This is a genomic window from Chroococcidiopsis sp. [FACHB-1243], from assembly GCF_014696895.1.
Taxonomy (GTDB): Bacteria; Cyanobacteriota; Cyanobacteriia; order Cyanobacteriales; family Chroococcidiopsidaceae; genus Chroococcidiopsis.
The window spans coordinates 1-14,045 of record NZ_JACJQX010000074.1 but is presented as its reverse complement, the minus strand read 5'-3'; the positions used below and the strand labels follow the sequence as shown (position 1 = coordinate 14,045).

Annotated in this window: 11 protein-coding genes and 2 pseudogenes; 11 read left to right on the top strand and 2 right to left on the bottom strand. The window is 45.5% G+C overall.

All coding sequences use genetic code 11. The annotated features are described in order from the left end of the window. From H6G17_RS30165 to H6G17_RS30120, 10 genes and pseudogenes are all read left to right on the top strand, one after another. Window positions 1-345, top strand: a pseudogene (locus H6G17_RS30165) (cation acetate symporter); the annotation flags it as partial. Between the two features lie 307 nt (window positions 346-652). Continuing rightward, complete coding sequence (locus tag H6G17_RS30160) at window positions 653-964, top strand: hypothetical protein (protein WP_192162201.1); 312 nt, start codon at window positions 653-655, stop codon at window positions 962-964. A gap of 16 nt (window positions 965-980) precedes the next feature. Beyond that, on the top strand, window positions 981-1,133 hold the full coding sequence (locus H6G17_RS30155) for a hypothetical protein (RefSeq protein ID WP_192162200.1): 153 nt from the start codon (window positions 981-983) through the stop codon (window positions 1,131-1,133). 177 nt (window positions 1,134-1,310) lie between these two features. Continuing rightward, window positions 1,311-2,903: a PQQ-binding-like beta-propeller repeat protein gene (locus H6G17_RS30150; RefSeq protein WP_192162199.1), complete on the top strand. Its 1,593-nt coding sequence runs from the start codon at window positions 1,311-1,313 to the stop codon at window positions 2,901-2,903. A gap of 318 nt (window positions 2,904-3,221) precedes the next feature. Next, window positions 3,222-4,655 carry an NAD(P)/FAD-dependent oxidoreductase gene (locus tag H6G17_RS30145; protein ID WP_192162198.1) on the top strand — a complete coding sequence of 478 codons (1,434 nt, stop codon included), beginning with the start codon at window positions 3,222-3,224 and terminating at the stop codon, window positions 4,653-4,655. Between the two features lie 218 nt (window positions 4,656-4,873). Then, on the top strand, window positions 4,874-6,391 hold the full coding sequence (locus H6G17_RS30140; protein ID WP_192162202.1) for a NarK family nitrate/nitrite MFS transporter: 1,518 nt from the start codon (window positions 4,874-4,876) through the stop codon (window positions 6,389-6,391). Between the two features lie 213 nt (window positions 6,392-6,604). Then, window positions 6,605-7,168, top strand: coding sequence for a ferric reductase-like transmembrane domain-containing protein (locus tag H6G17_RS30135; protein WP_192162197.1), 564 nt, complete (start codon window positions 6,605-6,607; stop codon window positions 7,166-7,168). Between the two features lie 35 nt (window positions 7,169-7,203). Next, the gene (locus tag H6G17_RS30130; protein WP_192162196.1) at window positions 7,204-8,262 is read left to right on the top strand and encodes a WD40 repeat domain-containing protein; all 1,059 of its coding nucleotides are present in this window, start codon (window positions 7,204-7,206) and stop codon (window positions 8,260-8,262) included. A 140-nt stretch (window positions 8,263-8,402) separates the two neighbouring features. Beyond that, window positions 8,403-9,653: a vanadium-dependent haloperoxidase gene (locus tag H6G17_RS30125; protein WP_192162195.1), complete on the top strand. Its 1,251-nt coding sequence runs from the start codon at window positions 8,403-8,405 to the stop codon at window positions 9,651-9,653. Window positions 9,654-9,982: 329 nt separating this feature from the next. After that, window positions 9,983-10,375 (top strand): hypothetical protein, encoded by a 393-nt coding sequence (locus H6G17_RS30120; RefSeq protein ID WP_192162194.1) that lies wholly within the window; start codon window positions 9,983-9,985, stop codon window positions 10,373-10,375. A gap of 451 nt (window positions 10,376-10,826) precedes the next feature. On the opposite strand, the gene H6G17_RS30115 is transcribed toward H6G17_RS30120, so the two are convergent. Next, on the bottom strand, window positions 10,827-12,131 hold the full coding sequence (locus H6G17_RS30115) for a nucleotide disphospho-sugar-binding domain-containing protein (protein ID WP_192162193.1): 1,305 nt from the start codon (window positions 12,129-12,131) through the stop codon (window positions 10,827-10,829). A 426-nt stretch (window positions 12,132-12,557) separates the two neighbouring features. Between H6G17_RS30115 and H6G17_RS30110 the strand changes: the two genes are divergently transcribed. Continuing rightward, the gene (locus H6G17_RS30110) at window positions 12,558-13,766 is read left to right on the top strand and encodes an MFS transporter (protein ID WP_277876127.1); all 1,209 of its coding nucleotides are present in this window, start codon (window positions 12,558-12,560) and stop codon (window positions 13,764-13,766) included. Between the two features lie 42 nt (window positions 13,767-13,808). Here the strand turns inward: H6G17_RS30110 and H6G17_RS34975 are convergent. Continuing rightward, window positions 13,809-13,937, bottom strand: a pseudogene (locus H6G17_RS34975) (phenolic acid decarboxylase); the annotation flags it as partial. Window positions 13,938-14,045: the final 108 nt, after the last annotated feature.

Genomic DNA, 14,045 nt, shown 5'->3' with positions numbered 1-14,045 from the left:
CAAGTGGTGGCGTTTGCGTTTGGGTTAGCTGCGGCTAGCTTTTTTCCGGCAATTGTTCTCGGGATTTTCGACAAACGAACGAATCGAGAAGGTGCGATCGCGGGGATGATAGTTGGTTTAATCTTTACTCTGTTCTATATTGTTGGGGTGAAGTTCTACCAAATGCCAGCTTGGTTTTTTGGTGTCTCCCCGGAAGGGATTGGTACTGTCGGGATGATAATTAACTTTGTCGTCACGCTGATGGTGTCGCGGCTGACTCCTCCTCCTCCAATTGCGGTACAAGAGATGGTGGAAGATTTGCGCTCTCCTGCGGGTGCGGAATTGCCTACTGAGGCTGTGCATTAATTTTTCTATTGTAGGGGCGCTCTTTAGGTGTGTCTTTACCATGATTCGATATCAGTGCAGTAATCTTGTCGTTCAAAGCTACTGCACCCTAAATTCTTCAATAACAGATCGATAAGAGACTACAAATTGCGATCGAAACTCACAAATTTGAACTTGCTGCCCAAATAGAGTGGATTGTCGTATGCTTCAGCTAAGAAAGATGTACTAATATCTCCTTTTTTATCTAGTAGATTGCTTGAGACTTCGAGCCTAGAATGTTACGATTTTTAGCAGCAATACATTAATCAGTCCAAATGAGAAAATTGTCATGTTTTATAATTCACACATTATTTTTCAAACTGTGATTTATTTCCAAACAATTCACGCAATTGTTTATTTAGCAGCTCACTATAAGAGTACTGCAATAGATAACGCTATTACTGCTCAGGTGGATGCCCAGCAGGCTATGTTATTGTTGGAATTAGTATTGAATGAACTTAAGTCAAACCAAATCAAACGGCAAAATCTAGCGGTAATTGAAGCAACCTATGTAGAGCTTGAATTGTTTATTGAGCGGTTGCAGACAACCTTAGAGATTCTCAGATTTGATTGCACTGAAGGCAAAACAGATCGGATTTAAAACGTGCTGATTAACTATGAATAAAAGCTTACTCTCAACCCTGACGATCGGCGAAGCAGTAGCAAAACGAAAAAATTATCCGATGCTTCATCAAGCTTGGATATATTTAGCAGAGCGATTAAGTTTAGATTTCAAATTAGCAACGTCACGATTGCTAATTCCTGTTTAAGTTATGAAACTTTGAGCAAGATTAATTGTCATCCAAAAACTAGCTAGCTTAACAAATCTGGAGACAACCGCTAGTATTTGGCTCAATTAAAGTTTTTGTTGGACGAAGGTGAATTTATTCGTTTACTTATAGCGGTAACGTCAATCGCTATTCGGTAATGATAGAAAAGGAAGCACAGTGACTAGAAATTATTCATTTTTGAGATGGGCAATAGTCATCGTTACGGTAGCATCACTCCTAATTGTGCCAACAATTGGCAGTGGTGCTAATACCAAAAGTGAGTGGAAGATGGGTGGACAAAATCTAGAGAATACCCGCTATCAAGCAACTGAGGAATATCTCAGTCCGGCGAATGTGAATAAATTGTCCCCTAAATGGGTTTTTACAACCGGCGGCAATATCTCGGCGACACCAGCGGTAGTGGATGGAGCTGTATACTTGCCGGACTGGGGCGGTAACTTGTTTAAGATCGATGCACAGACGGGCGAACAGATTTGGTCAAAAGGTGTCGCTAACTACATTAGTGACCCAAATCTCCCAAAAGTTGTCTCGCGTACACATCCAGCAGTCGAGAGAAACAAAGTAATTATTGGCACTCAGGAAGGTGCCTTTCTGATGGCAATTAACAAAGACACGGGAGAGCTAATTTGGAAGACAAAACTTGAAGAGCGTTCAGACGCGATCGTCACTCAGTCGCCAGCTGTTTATGACAACCGTATATATGTTGGACTTGCCTCACTGGAGGAGGGAAACCCTAGCGCAGATCCAAATTACAAATGCTGCACCTTCCGTGGCAGCATGATGGGGGTCGATTTGAACACTGGAGAGATTTTGTGGAAGACTTACACCGTACCGGATAATGGTGGTCAGCCAGGTGGCTACTCAGGCGCAGCAATATGGGGTAGCACACCAGCAATCGATCCTAAGCGGAACTCGGTATATATCGCCACTGGCAATAACTACAATGTGCCTCAGGCGGAAAAAGATTGCATTGCGAATTTCTCAACGCCCAGCGAGCAGTCACAGTGCCTCAACCCTGACAATCATCTAGACTCGATTATGGCATTCGATCTCGATACTGGTGCGATTCAGTGGGCGAGAAGACTCCAAGGGTACGATGCGTTCAATCAAGCCTGCTTTCCAGGCTTCGATCCGACGAATTGCCCTGACCCACAAGGAGAAGACTATGACTTTGCTCAGGCACCAATGCTATTTACTGTGAAGAAGGATGGAAAACGGCGCGACTTAGTCGGCGCAGCTCAGAAAAGCGGTATCTTTTGGGCGCTTGATGCGGATACTGGCGAAGTTGTCTGGAGCCAAACCTTTGGTCCTAGTGGCTCGTACGCTGCACAGTGGGGTTCAGCCACAGATGGTCAACAAATTTATGTTGGGAACTTAAACTCCGAGTTCAAGGAGTACAAGCTACAGCCCTCGGGTGAGACTACCACAGGTGGATCGTGGAGTGCGCTCGACGCAGCAACTGGCAAGATTATCTGGCAGACAGCAGCAGGTGGGAAGGTTGAAGCTCCAATGACGGTAGCCAATGAAGTTGTGTATGCTGGCTCAATGGCAGCAGGGCAAGGCGCGAATAATATGTATGCATTGGACGCAAAGACTGGTAATATTCTCTGGAGATTTAACAGTGGCGGATCGGTGCATGCAGGTGCTGTGGTAGTTAATGGTATGGTGTATTGGGGTTCTGGCTACAGGCGCTACGATCCAACCACAACACCCAATAATCAGTTCTACGCATTTACAGTCTTGCCGTAGTACTTCGATCTAGTTTCAGTTCCAACTTTGACAAACGCCAGTGCGTGAAGGCACGTACTGGTAAACAAAATCAGAGTAAACTATCAGTCGTTCCTAACACAAAGCAATTGTCTACTTTGCCTCAAGCGGAAAAATTACTTGGAGTTGGTAGAAACCTAAGCTATTGATAGCTGTCGCTGCTTTCACAGTTTTGGTCGACAATTAGTAGCCGAGGCAGCGAATACAATATTGAGCCAATCTAGCTTTTTCGTCAGAAAACGTTTCTGTTTGCTGTAAAAGACACCTGCACTCACTCAATCCATCAAATAGAAAAAAACCATGACTACCAAAGATTTTAATCGTCGTGAATTCTTTTGGGGACTTAGCCAGACAGTTTTAACCTCATTTGTTTTGGGGCGGGCATTCCAGCAGGTAGCAGCAGCCGAGAGTAAACCAACCTCGGTATTGGTTCTCGGCGCTGGTCTTTCGGGCTTATATACAGCGTTGCTGTTAGAGGCAAAAGGACTAGCAGTGACTGTAATAGAAGCACGCAATCGCGTTGGTGGTCGCGTCTATACTCTAGATGATATTCCTGGCAAACCAGAAGCAGGAGGTCAAGCACTCAATGAGAATTACCAGCGCTTGCTCGCTCTAGCCGAAAATTTGCAAGTATCTACTCAACCAACAATTAATTCGGGGCAAGGAACACTGTTGTACGTGCGCGGGCAACCCGTACTGCCTCCGAACTGGGCTGCATCTCCTGCTAACTTGTTAGCAGTGGCAGAAGGCAACACACTACCACCGCAACTGTTGTCATCTTACCTCAGCCCAGATAATCCTTTACCGGATGACACCGCTTGGACAAGGGCAGAATATTTCGATTTCGACATTCCCTTAAAGCAATATCTGAGTACCAAAGGCGCTTCTTCAGAAGCTTTACGTCTGATGAACTTCAATCCTACTTCCTTCTTTAATAGTGTGGAGGCTACCTCTGCTCTCTGGGCACTCCGAAATAACCAAAGAGCTAAGACTCTCGGTAAACAACCTATGCGAATCGAGGGCGGTAACTCTCGCCTACCAGAGAAAATGGCAGCAGCCTTAAAGTTTCCCGTTCAAACTCGCAAGGTGGTAAAGTCGATGCGATCGAGCGACTCTAGAGTGGAAGTCGAATGTGCTGACGGATCGAGGTTTCAAGCTGATTATGCTATCGTGACTTTGCCATTTTCCGTGCTGCGGCGGATAAAAATAACTCCTCAGCTACAAGGCGTGCAGGCTGAAGCAGTAGCAGAATTACCCTATACGATCGTGACGCGAGTTCAATTGGCAGTTCGCCGTCCCTTCTGGAAGGAAGATGGATTCCCCCCGCAAATGTGGACGGATACGCCACTTCAAAGTATTTATACCGTAGAGGATGAAACAGGAATGCAAAACTTAGCTTGCATTACAGGTGGTGCTAGTGCTCAACAGTTGGATAGTATGAATTCGCAGGTATTAGCTGAATTTGTCCGAGCGGAACTGGCGCGCATCCGCCCTGCAAGTAGGGGAAATGTGGAGATAGCCAGTGTTGTTTCTTGGGGTCGCGATCCATTTGCACGAGGCGCTTATTCTCACTTTGCACCTGGACAAATCCGCCGCTTTCGAGGCAAAATGGCTCAACCTTGGCAAAGAATTCACTTTGCTGGCGAACATACGGCGATCGCATCTCCTAGCATGGAGTCAGCTCTAGAATCAGCCGAGCGAGTAGCAAGTGAGATTTTGACACGCATTGAGTGAATATTAGCGCGGAACGGAAATAGATGGCAGAAATGAACTACCCTGCCGCAAACAGTTCATACTCGCGCACCACACATTTTAAATTTTAAAAGGTGAAATATGAAACTCATATATTGCGGCATGAGATACGAGCGTCATCCTTAGCTGTTCAATCTAATAGCTTTGCTAAATCTATATTCAAATCTGCGATCGCCCAAAACCTTCAAAAGATCCAAACCATGCTCCCAGCTTTGTTCTCGTTTCGCGATCGCTATCGCATTCTTCATCTCAATTGGTTCGCTCGTTTTCTCTCATTTGTGGTTTGGTTTAGCCTCGCCCCCTTTGCCACAACAATACAGCACGAACTGCACCTGAGCTTACCGCAACTGAAAGTTTTAGCAATTTGCAATTTGGCGCTGACCATTCCGGCTCGGATTGCAATTGGGATGGTACTCGATCGCTATGGACCGCGATTAACGTTTTCGGCATTGCTCGTTTTTGCGATTGTGCCTTGCCTGCTGAGTGCAACTGCACGCGATTTTCATCAATTGGTTTGGAGCAGTCTGATTAACGGCATCATGGGAGCTGGATTTGTGGCTGGCGTTCGCATGGTTGCAGAATGGTTTCCATCAAAAGAAATTGGTCTGGCGCAAGGAATCTACGGCGGTTGGGGCAACTTTGGTGCAGCAGCAGCTCAGTTTTGTCTGCCGCTGCTAGCCGTGGCGATCGCTTATTTCACAGGTGGAACGTTGAACTGGCGGATGGCGATCGCCGCGATTGGTTTTGTAACCCCTGTTTACGGCAGCCTCTATTTTCGTTACACCCAAGACACCCCACCTGGCAAGGTGTACCAGCGTCCTAAGCGACATGGTGGATTAGAAGTCACAAGCGGGTGTAGTTTTTGGGCAATGACGCTGTTGGATTTAGGGTTGCTCGTTTCGCTAGGATTGCTGACCTATCCGCTGGCTCAGAACAACGTTCGCTTCTTGACTTGGGTTCAAGTAGGGTTCATCTGGTTCTTTCTGGGTTTACTGTACTTATTTCAGTTCTACAGAGCTTGGCAGGTGAATCGGGAAATTGTCGGCTCGCTCAATCCTTTTAGTTCAGAGTTTCTTCAGCCTAGTCAACACTATCCGCTTAACCAACGCTACCAGATGCGGCAAATCGCGCTGCTCGACTTTACTTATTTAACCAACTCTGGCTCTCAAATTACCGTGTTATCGATTTTGCCGACTTGGTTTGAACAAACGTTTGGGCTAAATCCGGTGGTGGCAAGTCTGGTTGCAACCGCTTATCCAGTCTTAAATTTAGTGTCTCGTCCTAGCGGCGGATGGATTAGCGATCGCACTGGTAGTCGGAAATGGACGACGACAGGACTAACGCTTGGCATTAGCATCGGCTACTTACTCATGGGCAAGCTTGACGATCGCTCAAATCTTACTGTTGCGGTCGGGGTAACGATGTTCTGCGCCTATTTTGTTCAAGCTGGAGCTGGGGCAACCTTTAGTATTGTGCCATTAATCCGCAAGTCTGCAACCGGACAAATCGCGGGAAGCGTGGGTGCTTATGGCAACGTGGGGGGTGTGGTTTATTTGCTGATCTACAGTCTCAGCAATGCCCAAACTCTGTTTTACAGCATGGGCGTTACAGCTCTAATTTGTGCTAGCTTATGTGCTTTTTTCTTAAAAGAACCTCCCAGTTCTGTTGTCACAAATTCTCCTGAAACGGCAGTTGCTTCTCCTAAACATCCCTCATGACATCATGAAACTCAATAATCAGCAGATCCGCGAACGATTCATTCAGCAACTCCGTTTCTCTGTTCTACAAAAGTTTTTGCAACACAACCTGGAAAAGAGTCATGAACATTAATTTTCTGCTTAAAGTGTTTATTGTAGCAAGATGTACGCTCAATTGTTGCTGAGTTAACCATGACTTATACATATCTGTACTAGAATCTGCGGAGTTAGCTCATGTTTGTACTAGATTCGTTTCCGCTACCTAATTTTCTAGGTTTTCTAGCATTAGTCAGCTACATTGTCACTTTACTTCCCACAATTCTCAGAATTGTTTTTCCTAAAACTAAAGAAACAGGCATTCCTAAATGGTTGCTGAAACATCGCAGACTCATTGGTGTGATTGCATTCTTTTTGGCATTAGCTCATGGTTATCTGCTCGTCGAAAAAAGACAGCTCGATTTTTCCGATCCAAAAACGTTTTGGGTTTACGTACAAGGCATATCTACTTTCACTATTTTTACAATTCTAGCCATAACTTCTAATGACTGGAGTGTAAGGAAGCTGAAGAAAAACTGGAAGCAGTTGCATAAACTAACTTACTTAGCCATGTTTCTTTTAACATGGCATATCTGGGATAAAATGGCAGGTCATTGGACGTATTTAACACCTATTGGCATTGCATCGAGCGCTGGAATAATTGTTTTATTTCTCATCCGGCTCCAGCTCGAACGCCAAGGTCAGCAACAAAAAGACCTGAGCAAAGCATCTTCAGCAAAGATTGCTCGACAACGCCGCTAGCGATCGCTCTAATTTTACCGAAGAAGTACATTGCCATGCTGTTAAAGCTATTTTCCCAAAAACAACTTATAGCTTTAGCGATCGCCACGACAACAGTCCTAATCGGGTTCAGTTATTTTGGATTCTTTGCTCAAAGAAATCGCACATCAACTAGTGCGTCTTTGACAAATCCTCAACCTGTTCGCACGCTCAAAGGACATTCATTTTGGGTTTATGCGATCGCGATTAGCCCAGATAATCAGACATTAGCTAGTGGCAGTTATGACGGCACGCTCAAGGTTTGGAATCTGCGAACTGGCGAATTACTCTACTCCTTTAAAGCTCATGCTGATGCAGTCAAATCTATTGCTATTAGTCCCGATCGCAAAATCCTTGCTAGTGGCAGTTGGGATAACCGGATTAAGCTCTGGAATCTGAAGACGGGCAAGTTGATGCGTACCTTCAACGGTCATACTGATGACGTGGAAACTATTGCGATCGGTCCCAGTGGTCGTTTAGTTGCTAGTGGTGGTGCTGATGACACCATTAGACTCTGGGATTTGCAAACTGGGAAAGAACTTTACACAGTTCAAAATACTAGCTCTTTGAAGTCTGTTGCCTTTAGTCCTGATGAAAAGTTCTTAGCTAGCGGTAGTAACAACGGTCCGATTAAGATATGGCAAATAGAGACTCAACCAGGAAAAGCAAGTGCGGCATTATTACGCACATTGGTAGGACATGCTAGTGAGGTCTTATCTGTTGCCTTTAGCCCAAATAGTCAGCTTCTAGCTAGTAGCAGCGCTGATGAGACGATTAAGCTGTGGCAGGTAAATGATTGCAGAGTGTTGCGTACTCTGACGGGACATAACGGGAAAGTTTTGTCGGTTACTTTTAGCCCTGATGGTCAGAGCTTAGCCAGTGGTGGTGCAGATCGGATGATGAAGTTGTGGAATCCAACTACAGGGGAAGAATTAAGCACTATTACAGGACACGCTAAACCAGTTTGGTCTGTTGTTTTTAGCTCAGATGGTCGAACTCTTGCCAGTGGTAGTAGCGATGAAACCATCAAACTTTGGTCGATGCCCGTGAATAAAACTTCTCAAGCTAACAATTAAAGATTCACCTGTTAATTTTCATAGAAAATTATGACGCAACCCCCTTTGGGTTCACGAGCTGGACCTGAGAGAAGAATAACCTATCTCTCAAATCACTGATATTTCAGGCTGAAGTTAAAGTTTTCATTTAGGAGTAGACAATGAACGTAATTATTGAGTGGAATAACGTCTTTCTAGAAACCATTCGTGAAATTGGTGGTGCTCCTTGCCCAATCGCCCGCGCTGGAGCAATGATGCATATCGCCATGTACGATGTCATCAACATCTTTGAGCCTACACCTACTTATCAGTCTTATTTGTCTAGTTTGCCAACAGCAGTGCCTGGGACTTTGGCAGAAGCAGCGGCGGTTTTTGCTGCTCACCAAGTATTGTGTAAAGTCTATCCCAACCAAATTAACGAATTTGACTCTGCCTTGAATGCTTCCTTAGAGCAACTTGGAGCGGTACCAGGGAGGTCGGAGGAAATGTTAGGACGTGCTGTTGCCGATCTGATAATCGCTCAACGCACTGGTGACGGCTCGGAACTTCCCCCTCGCTACCAGCTAGGTAATAACCCTGGTGACTGGAGACCTACTGGCTCCGGCGATCCTGTTACGCCGCAATGGCCTGCTGTCAGACCTTTCAGCATCCGCCCTGGTGAGTCCGGCGACCTGACTCCATTTCGTCCCCCCCTACCTGGTAACTACCCTAATAAGGTAGAAATGCTACGCAGCTCGGAATATGCAGCGCAATTTAACGAGGTGAAACAATTAGGTGCGGCAAATTCACCAGTTCGTACCCCCGAACAAACTGAAATTGCTTTCTTCTGGGCGAATGATGTTGATGGCACTTACAAACCACCTGGTCATTTATTCCGCATTACCCAAATTGTTGCTCAACAGCGCCAATTACCGTTACTAGAAACAGCCCGTTTATTTGCTTTAGTTGGCATCGCTCTAGCAGATGCGGGAGTTGTTGCCTGGGATGCCAAATACTCCTCACAAATCGATTTGTGGCGACCTGAAACCGCTATTCGTGAGGCAGATACTGATGGTAACCTGCTCACGGAAGCAGACCGCAATTGGCAGCCCCTGTCGATCGATCGACAGGGACGACGGTTTAGTCCTGCTTTCCCTGCCTACGTTTCCGGTCATGCTACCTTTGGCGCAGCCCATGCAGGTATGATGCGGAATTACTTTGGTACCGATAATGTGACTTTCAGTGCTGATACGGACGATCCTAATGCTGAGGGAGTCAAGCGAACCTATAACAGTTTCACTGCAGCAGCACTAGAAAATGCCAGAAGTCGCGTTTATCTGGGTGTCCACTTTCAGTGGGATGGGGATCATGGTTTTCTGTCGGGAATGGATTTAGCGGATTTTGTCTTCGCTCGGGTTCTTCGACCTTTGTAAGCTTCCCAAGGAAGAGTGACGATCGCGACTAGCAACGTCTAGTAGAAAACCAGCCAACCTGGAATTATTAGATTGTGCGTCGGGAAAGCGTGGAATAAACTGCAACATCTTCCTAAGTTCATGCATCTAAGGTAAATCTGCTCGCTCTCGCTACTGGGGTGTCTCAACGAGAGCGTAGCAAATTTAGTAGCGACTGTCCTGAAAATTGAGCGATCGCCGCTTTCGCAGAGTGCGTCAACGAAGTCAGTGTAACGCACAAAATTGACCGATAACTTAATTTTTGACCAACGATCGTGTATCGGCATTAAATATAAAATTAGGAGGTAATCGTGTTTGAAGTATTGAAACTATATCCTAATAAGACGAGTTTGTTTGTTGGGATAGCTATAGATTTATGTACTTATATAGTTAGTACATCTCTTTGTGTTTTTGCTTCTGGATGCTCCAATGGAAATCCTTTCTTTCCACTGGCAGCATTTTTGGAGTCACTTGTTGTGGGCATATATTGCAGTTGGCTGGTTAAAGGAAAGCTCAAACTCCTAGTTGGTTTTGTTGTTACTTTGCTAACTATCTTTGCTATACTGTTGAGCGGTGTTAGGGTAGTTTTTGATCGACTTTTAGGAGGAGAAAGCTTTCTGAGCCATTCATTACTTTATGGTGTTATTACTCTTATATTTGCTTTTGCTATAAGTCTCTTGAATAAGTCGCAGGAGCAAAATTAATTAACAAAATAACCTAAATAATGCGAACAATGTAGAGTAAAATCTCGCTCATCTTGAATTAAATATTGCCAAAAATGCTGCTGCCAAAGTTTGCTTTTTCTCGCTGGCGTTGTGACACAGAAACCGGCTGACTTATTCTTCATTCTTCCTTGTAATATTTGGTAACATGGGTTTTAATCGCTCGCAATCTCACTAAGAAACCCTTGTCATTGGGTGACAAAGTTCACGGTCGATCGGGGTACAATCTCAACTTGAAATCGCTAGAACGCTATGAAGAAGCGATCTTCATCGAGTTGATTTCAGAAGTGGGTATGTAAAATATCGCTCTCCTAAATGTTATTCCTTGTGAGCCAACTCCTAAAAGGTCGGAACGAGAAATCAATGGGTGTTAACCATACCCCGCTCCTCGTAGTAAATTTGGCTATCAGTGTGTCTGACTGGATAGGATAGCTCAGACAGAACGACGCAGACGGCTATTAAAAACAGGACTCTTAGTGTGGATCGCCTGTTCGACAACATCGGCAGCATAGACTACTCCTCCTGCATTCTGAATAGCAGAACGTAGTTTTGCTGCATTGTCTCGATAAGTGCGATCTTCAAACACCCGCTCAATTGCCATTTTTAATTTGGCAACATTTAGTTTTGCCAGGGGGACAACTTCACCAGCTCCAGCTCGTGCTACCCTTGCTGCCATGCCAGGTTGATCGGTAGTAATAGGAATAGCAACTATAGGAACTCCACTACTTAAACAACTTACTGCTGTGCTGCCTGCATGAGTCACGACCAAGTTAGAACGGTTAATCAATTGTTGGTGAGGTGGGAAAGCAACGACAAGTGGGTTGCCTGGGAAATTAGTCTTCGATGGATCTGCTTTAGGATTTCCTAGAGAAATTACTAACTGTGCATTGATATCCAAGCAGGCTTCAGCAATACAATGAAAAATTTTCCAGTTATGGCTTTGTAATGTTCCCAGAGATGCATAGATTAAGGGTTTATCATCTAGTTCTTCAAAAGAGAAAGACTGCTTGTTTAACGATACAGGCTCTATATCTTTAGGGCTTTTTAGCGTTCCTACATAATGAAACCAAGGCACGATTTTTTCACGAGGAAAATCGAGTTCTTGAGGCAACTGAGCAATCTGAGCAAGTTGCGAATAGGCATCATCTCGTTGATGATGACGTGGCAAATGCCATATTTCTCTCTGCTGGACTATGACATTCCAAATGGGTCGGCTGAGGTAATTGATTAGGACATTTCCCAATTGATTTCGCCGCTTAGCCCACCAAACATTTTCATATCTCCAGTGAGTGAAATAAGGAGGAACACCAGGTTCTCTATTAATCGGTAATGCGTTGCAGACTGTAATAAAAGGTAAGTTTAGATAATCGGCAACAGTTCCCCCAGCAGTTGTAACTTGATCGATGAGAAGAAGGTCAACTCTAGCATTGCGAATAGCCCCAGGAGCATCACGAAACAACATACTAGCTTCCTTCTCAAAAAACTGAATGGCAAATTTTAATCCTTTTAATCCAGTTAATTGTCCTAGCTGGGTGTAAATAGCCTCTATGCTGCCAGGAGGGAAATCACTAGTTCCAATTTCATAAAATTCCAAGTCAGACTGGGAAATTTTTTCTTCTACTTCTGGTACGCCAAACAATGTGACTTTATGTCCGCGACGCAGCAGTTCAATTCCCAAATTACACATGGGATTTAGATGACCGATTGCTCCAGGACATAGTATACCAATATGAGACATTTTTTTAGTAGTGAAGAGATTATTGCTTAGTATAGAACTAATTTGTTCTAGTGCAACTATACGTCTACATGGTATTTAACTATTTATTGTCTCGAATGCTTCCAGATCCAAAATTGCTAAGTGTTGCAATAACTGGGATGTAGAACTTGTAGATCGTAATGTGGGACGTTACTCGGCACATAGAAACATATCTAAAGATAAAAAGATACGACCGTGCTAAAAATCGCTCGATCGTGCAGCAGATGGGAAAAAGATTGAATTCCAAAAAATGGAGTTTCAAGTGTAATTTTCGAGAAAAAAGCATAAATTGTAACGACTAGTTGAGGCGTGAAAAGATATACTTTTTGGATATACGAATCTGAGCTTCTGTAAAGAGCTAGCACTTTTCAAATAGACGGTTAGAAAGTATACGCTATTTTTAGTCTCATGCAGCAATGGACACTCTTCTTTGTATCGTGGCTGGCAACGGTGAGCGCGGGACTCAGTGCGACGTTGTTCGGCGTGTATCTGCCACCGATGGTGCAGGCGCTTTACCCAACTGCAACGCGGCAGGACGTTGCCCAGGTTGGATCGTTTGCTGGTGCGGCATTTCTGTTTGGATGGGCAGTGGGCGGCTTGCTGCTGGGCGGATTGGGCGATCGGCTGGGACGTAAGGTGGCGTTCGTCACAAGTACGCTCGCTTGCAGTCTGGGTATGCTGGGCACAGCCTTCGTGCAGTCGCTCGCGTCTCTAGTTCTCTGGCGCATAATAACGGGAGCCGGAGCTGGGGGCATCCTGCTCGCTACAGCCGTTCTCGCCAGCGAGACGTGGGCGAAGGGGAACCGCGCGCGAGTCGTTGGCATCCTGATTAACGCTTTCCCCTTGGGCTTCGTGCTGACGGGTTTGTTCCAAGCAAGCATTGCCGACTTCCGCACGGCTTACGCGCTGGGCAGTCTCTCCATCTTGCTCGTCTTCCTCATCTTGCTATTCGTGCGGGAAAGCGAGATTTGGCAGGCACGCAAACAAACTACAGGCGAATTCGTCGCAGCGCGATCGCACCTGTTCCAGCCGCAACACCGCAAAGATCTGGCAATCGGTGTGGGGCTTTATGGTAGTATGCTGATCGGATTATGGGCTGCCTATACATGGATACCTGCGTGGGTGAGCAGTCTGAGTATTCCAGTACAGGCGCAAGGCAACCGCAGCCTGAGTGCGATCGCGCTTGGCATCGGCGCATTTGTGGGCGGATTAATCAGCGGTGCTGTCTCGAACACTCTAGGACGCAAGCGTGCAGCAGCTGTTGGTTACATTGGTGTTTTCACCACATCAGCTATCTTATTCGTGACGATACACGAGATTACGCCGCTGTTGTTTGCCCTTGCCTTCGTGCTGTCTTTCTTCATCGGTTTCAATCAAGGCATACTGTCGGCTTATATTCCTGAGCTATTCCCCACTCACGTCCGCGCCACTGCTACAGGTATTAGTTTTAATGTAGGACGACTGCTGACGACGATCGCCGTGTTCTTCGTCGGGGTTCTGATTCAAGTGCTGGGTGGTTACGATCGAGGCATCTTCACGTTTGCTTTTGCCTATCTCATCGGATTGATGATGCTTATCCCTGCTCGCGAAACGAGAGGCAACGACCTGCCTCGCTAGTCATTTGCCCAATAGGAGTAGCACGATCGGTTCATTGCCGTCTCAATTGCGTCTAGCAGCATAATTTTCTGGTAGTTGCGCCGGAGCGCAGGCGATAATATCTTCTCGATCTGAACCTGCATCTTCCTCAAAAGTAATGGATGCAAACTCATCGATTACGAGTTTGGGATAGGTTGGACGGTCATGCCCTACACAAGTGTGGGATACGTAGCAATGTCATTCCAAGTCCAAGCACGCTCGGTTAACTCTGCTCTCTGTGCGGCTGTAGTTTCTAGGCAC

What these genes read in the sequence shown, in the direction of transcription:
- H6G17_RS30160 (WP_192162201.1), top strand. Translation starts at nt 653, where the DNA reads ATGTTTTATAATTCACACATTATTTTTCAAACTGTGATTTATTTCCAA.
- H6G17_RS30155 (WP_192162200.1), top strand. Translation starts at nt 981, where the DNA reads ATGAATAAAAGCTTACTCTCAACCCTGACGATCGGCGAAGCAGTAGCA.
- H6G17_RS30145 (WP_192162198.1), top strand. Translation starts at nt 3,222, where the DNA reads ATGACTACCAAAGATTTTAATCGTCGTGAATTCTTTTGGGGACTTAGC.
- H6G17_RS30140 (WP_192162202.1), top strand. Translation starts at nt 4,874, where the DNA reads ATGCTCCCAGCTTTGTTCTCGTTTCGCGATCGCTATCGCATTCTTCAT.
- H6G17_RS30135 (WP_192162197.1), top strand. Translation starts at nt 6,605, where the DNA reads ATGTTTGTACTAGATTCGTTTCCGCTACCTAATTTTCTAGGTTTTCTA.
- H6G17_RS30130 (WP_192162196.1), top strand. Translation starts at nt 7,204, where the DNA reads ATGCTGTTAAAGCTATTTTCCCAAAAACAACTTATAGCTTTAGCGATC.
- H6G17_RS30125 (WP_192162195.1), top strand. Translation starts at nt 8,403, where the DNA reads ATGAACGTAATTATTGAGTGGAATAACGTCTTTCTAGAAACCATTCGT.
- H6G17_RS30115 (WP_192162193.1), bottom strand. Translation starts at nt 12,131, where the DNA reads ATGTCTCATATTGGTATACTATGTCCTGGAGCAATCGGTCATCTAAAT.
- H6G17_RS30110 (WP_277876127.1), top strand. Translation starts at nt 12,558, where the DNA reads ATGCAGCAATGGACACTCTTCTTTGTATCGTGGCTGGCAACGGTGAGC.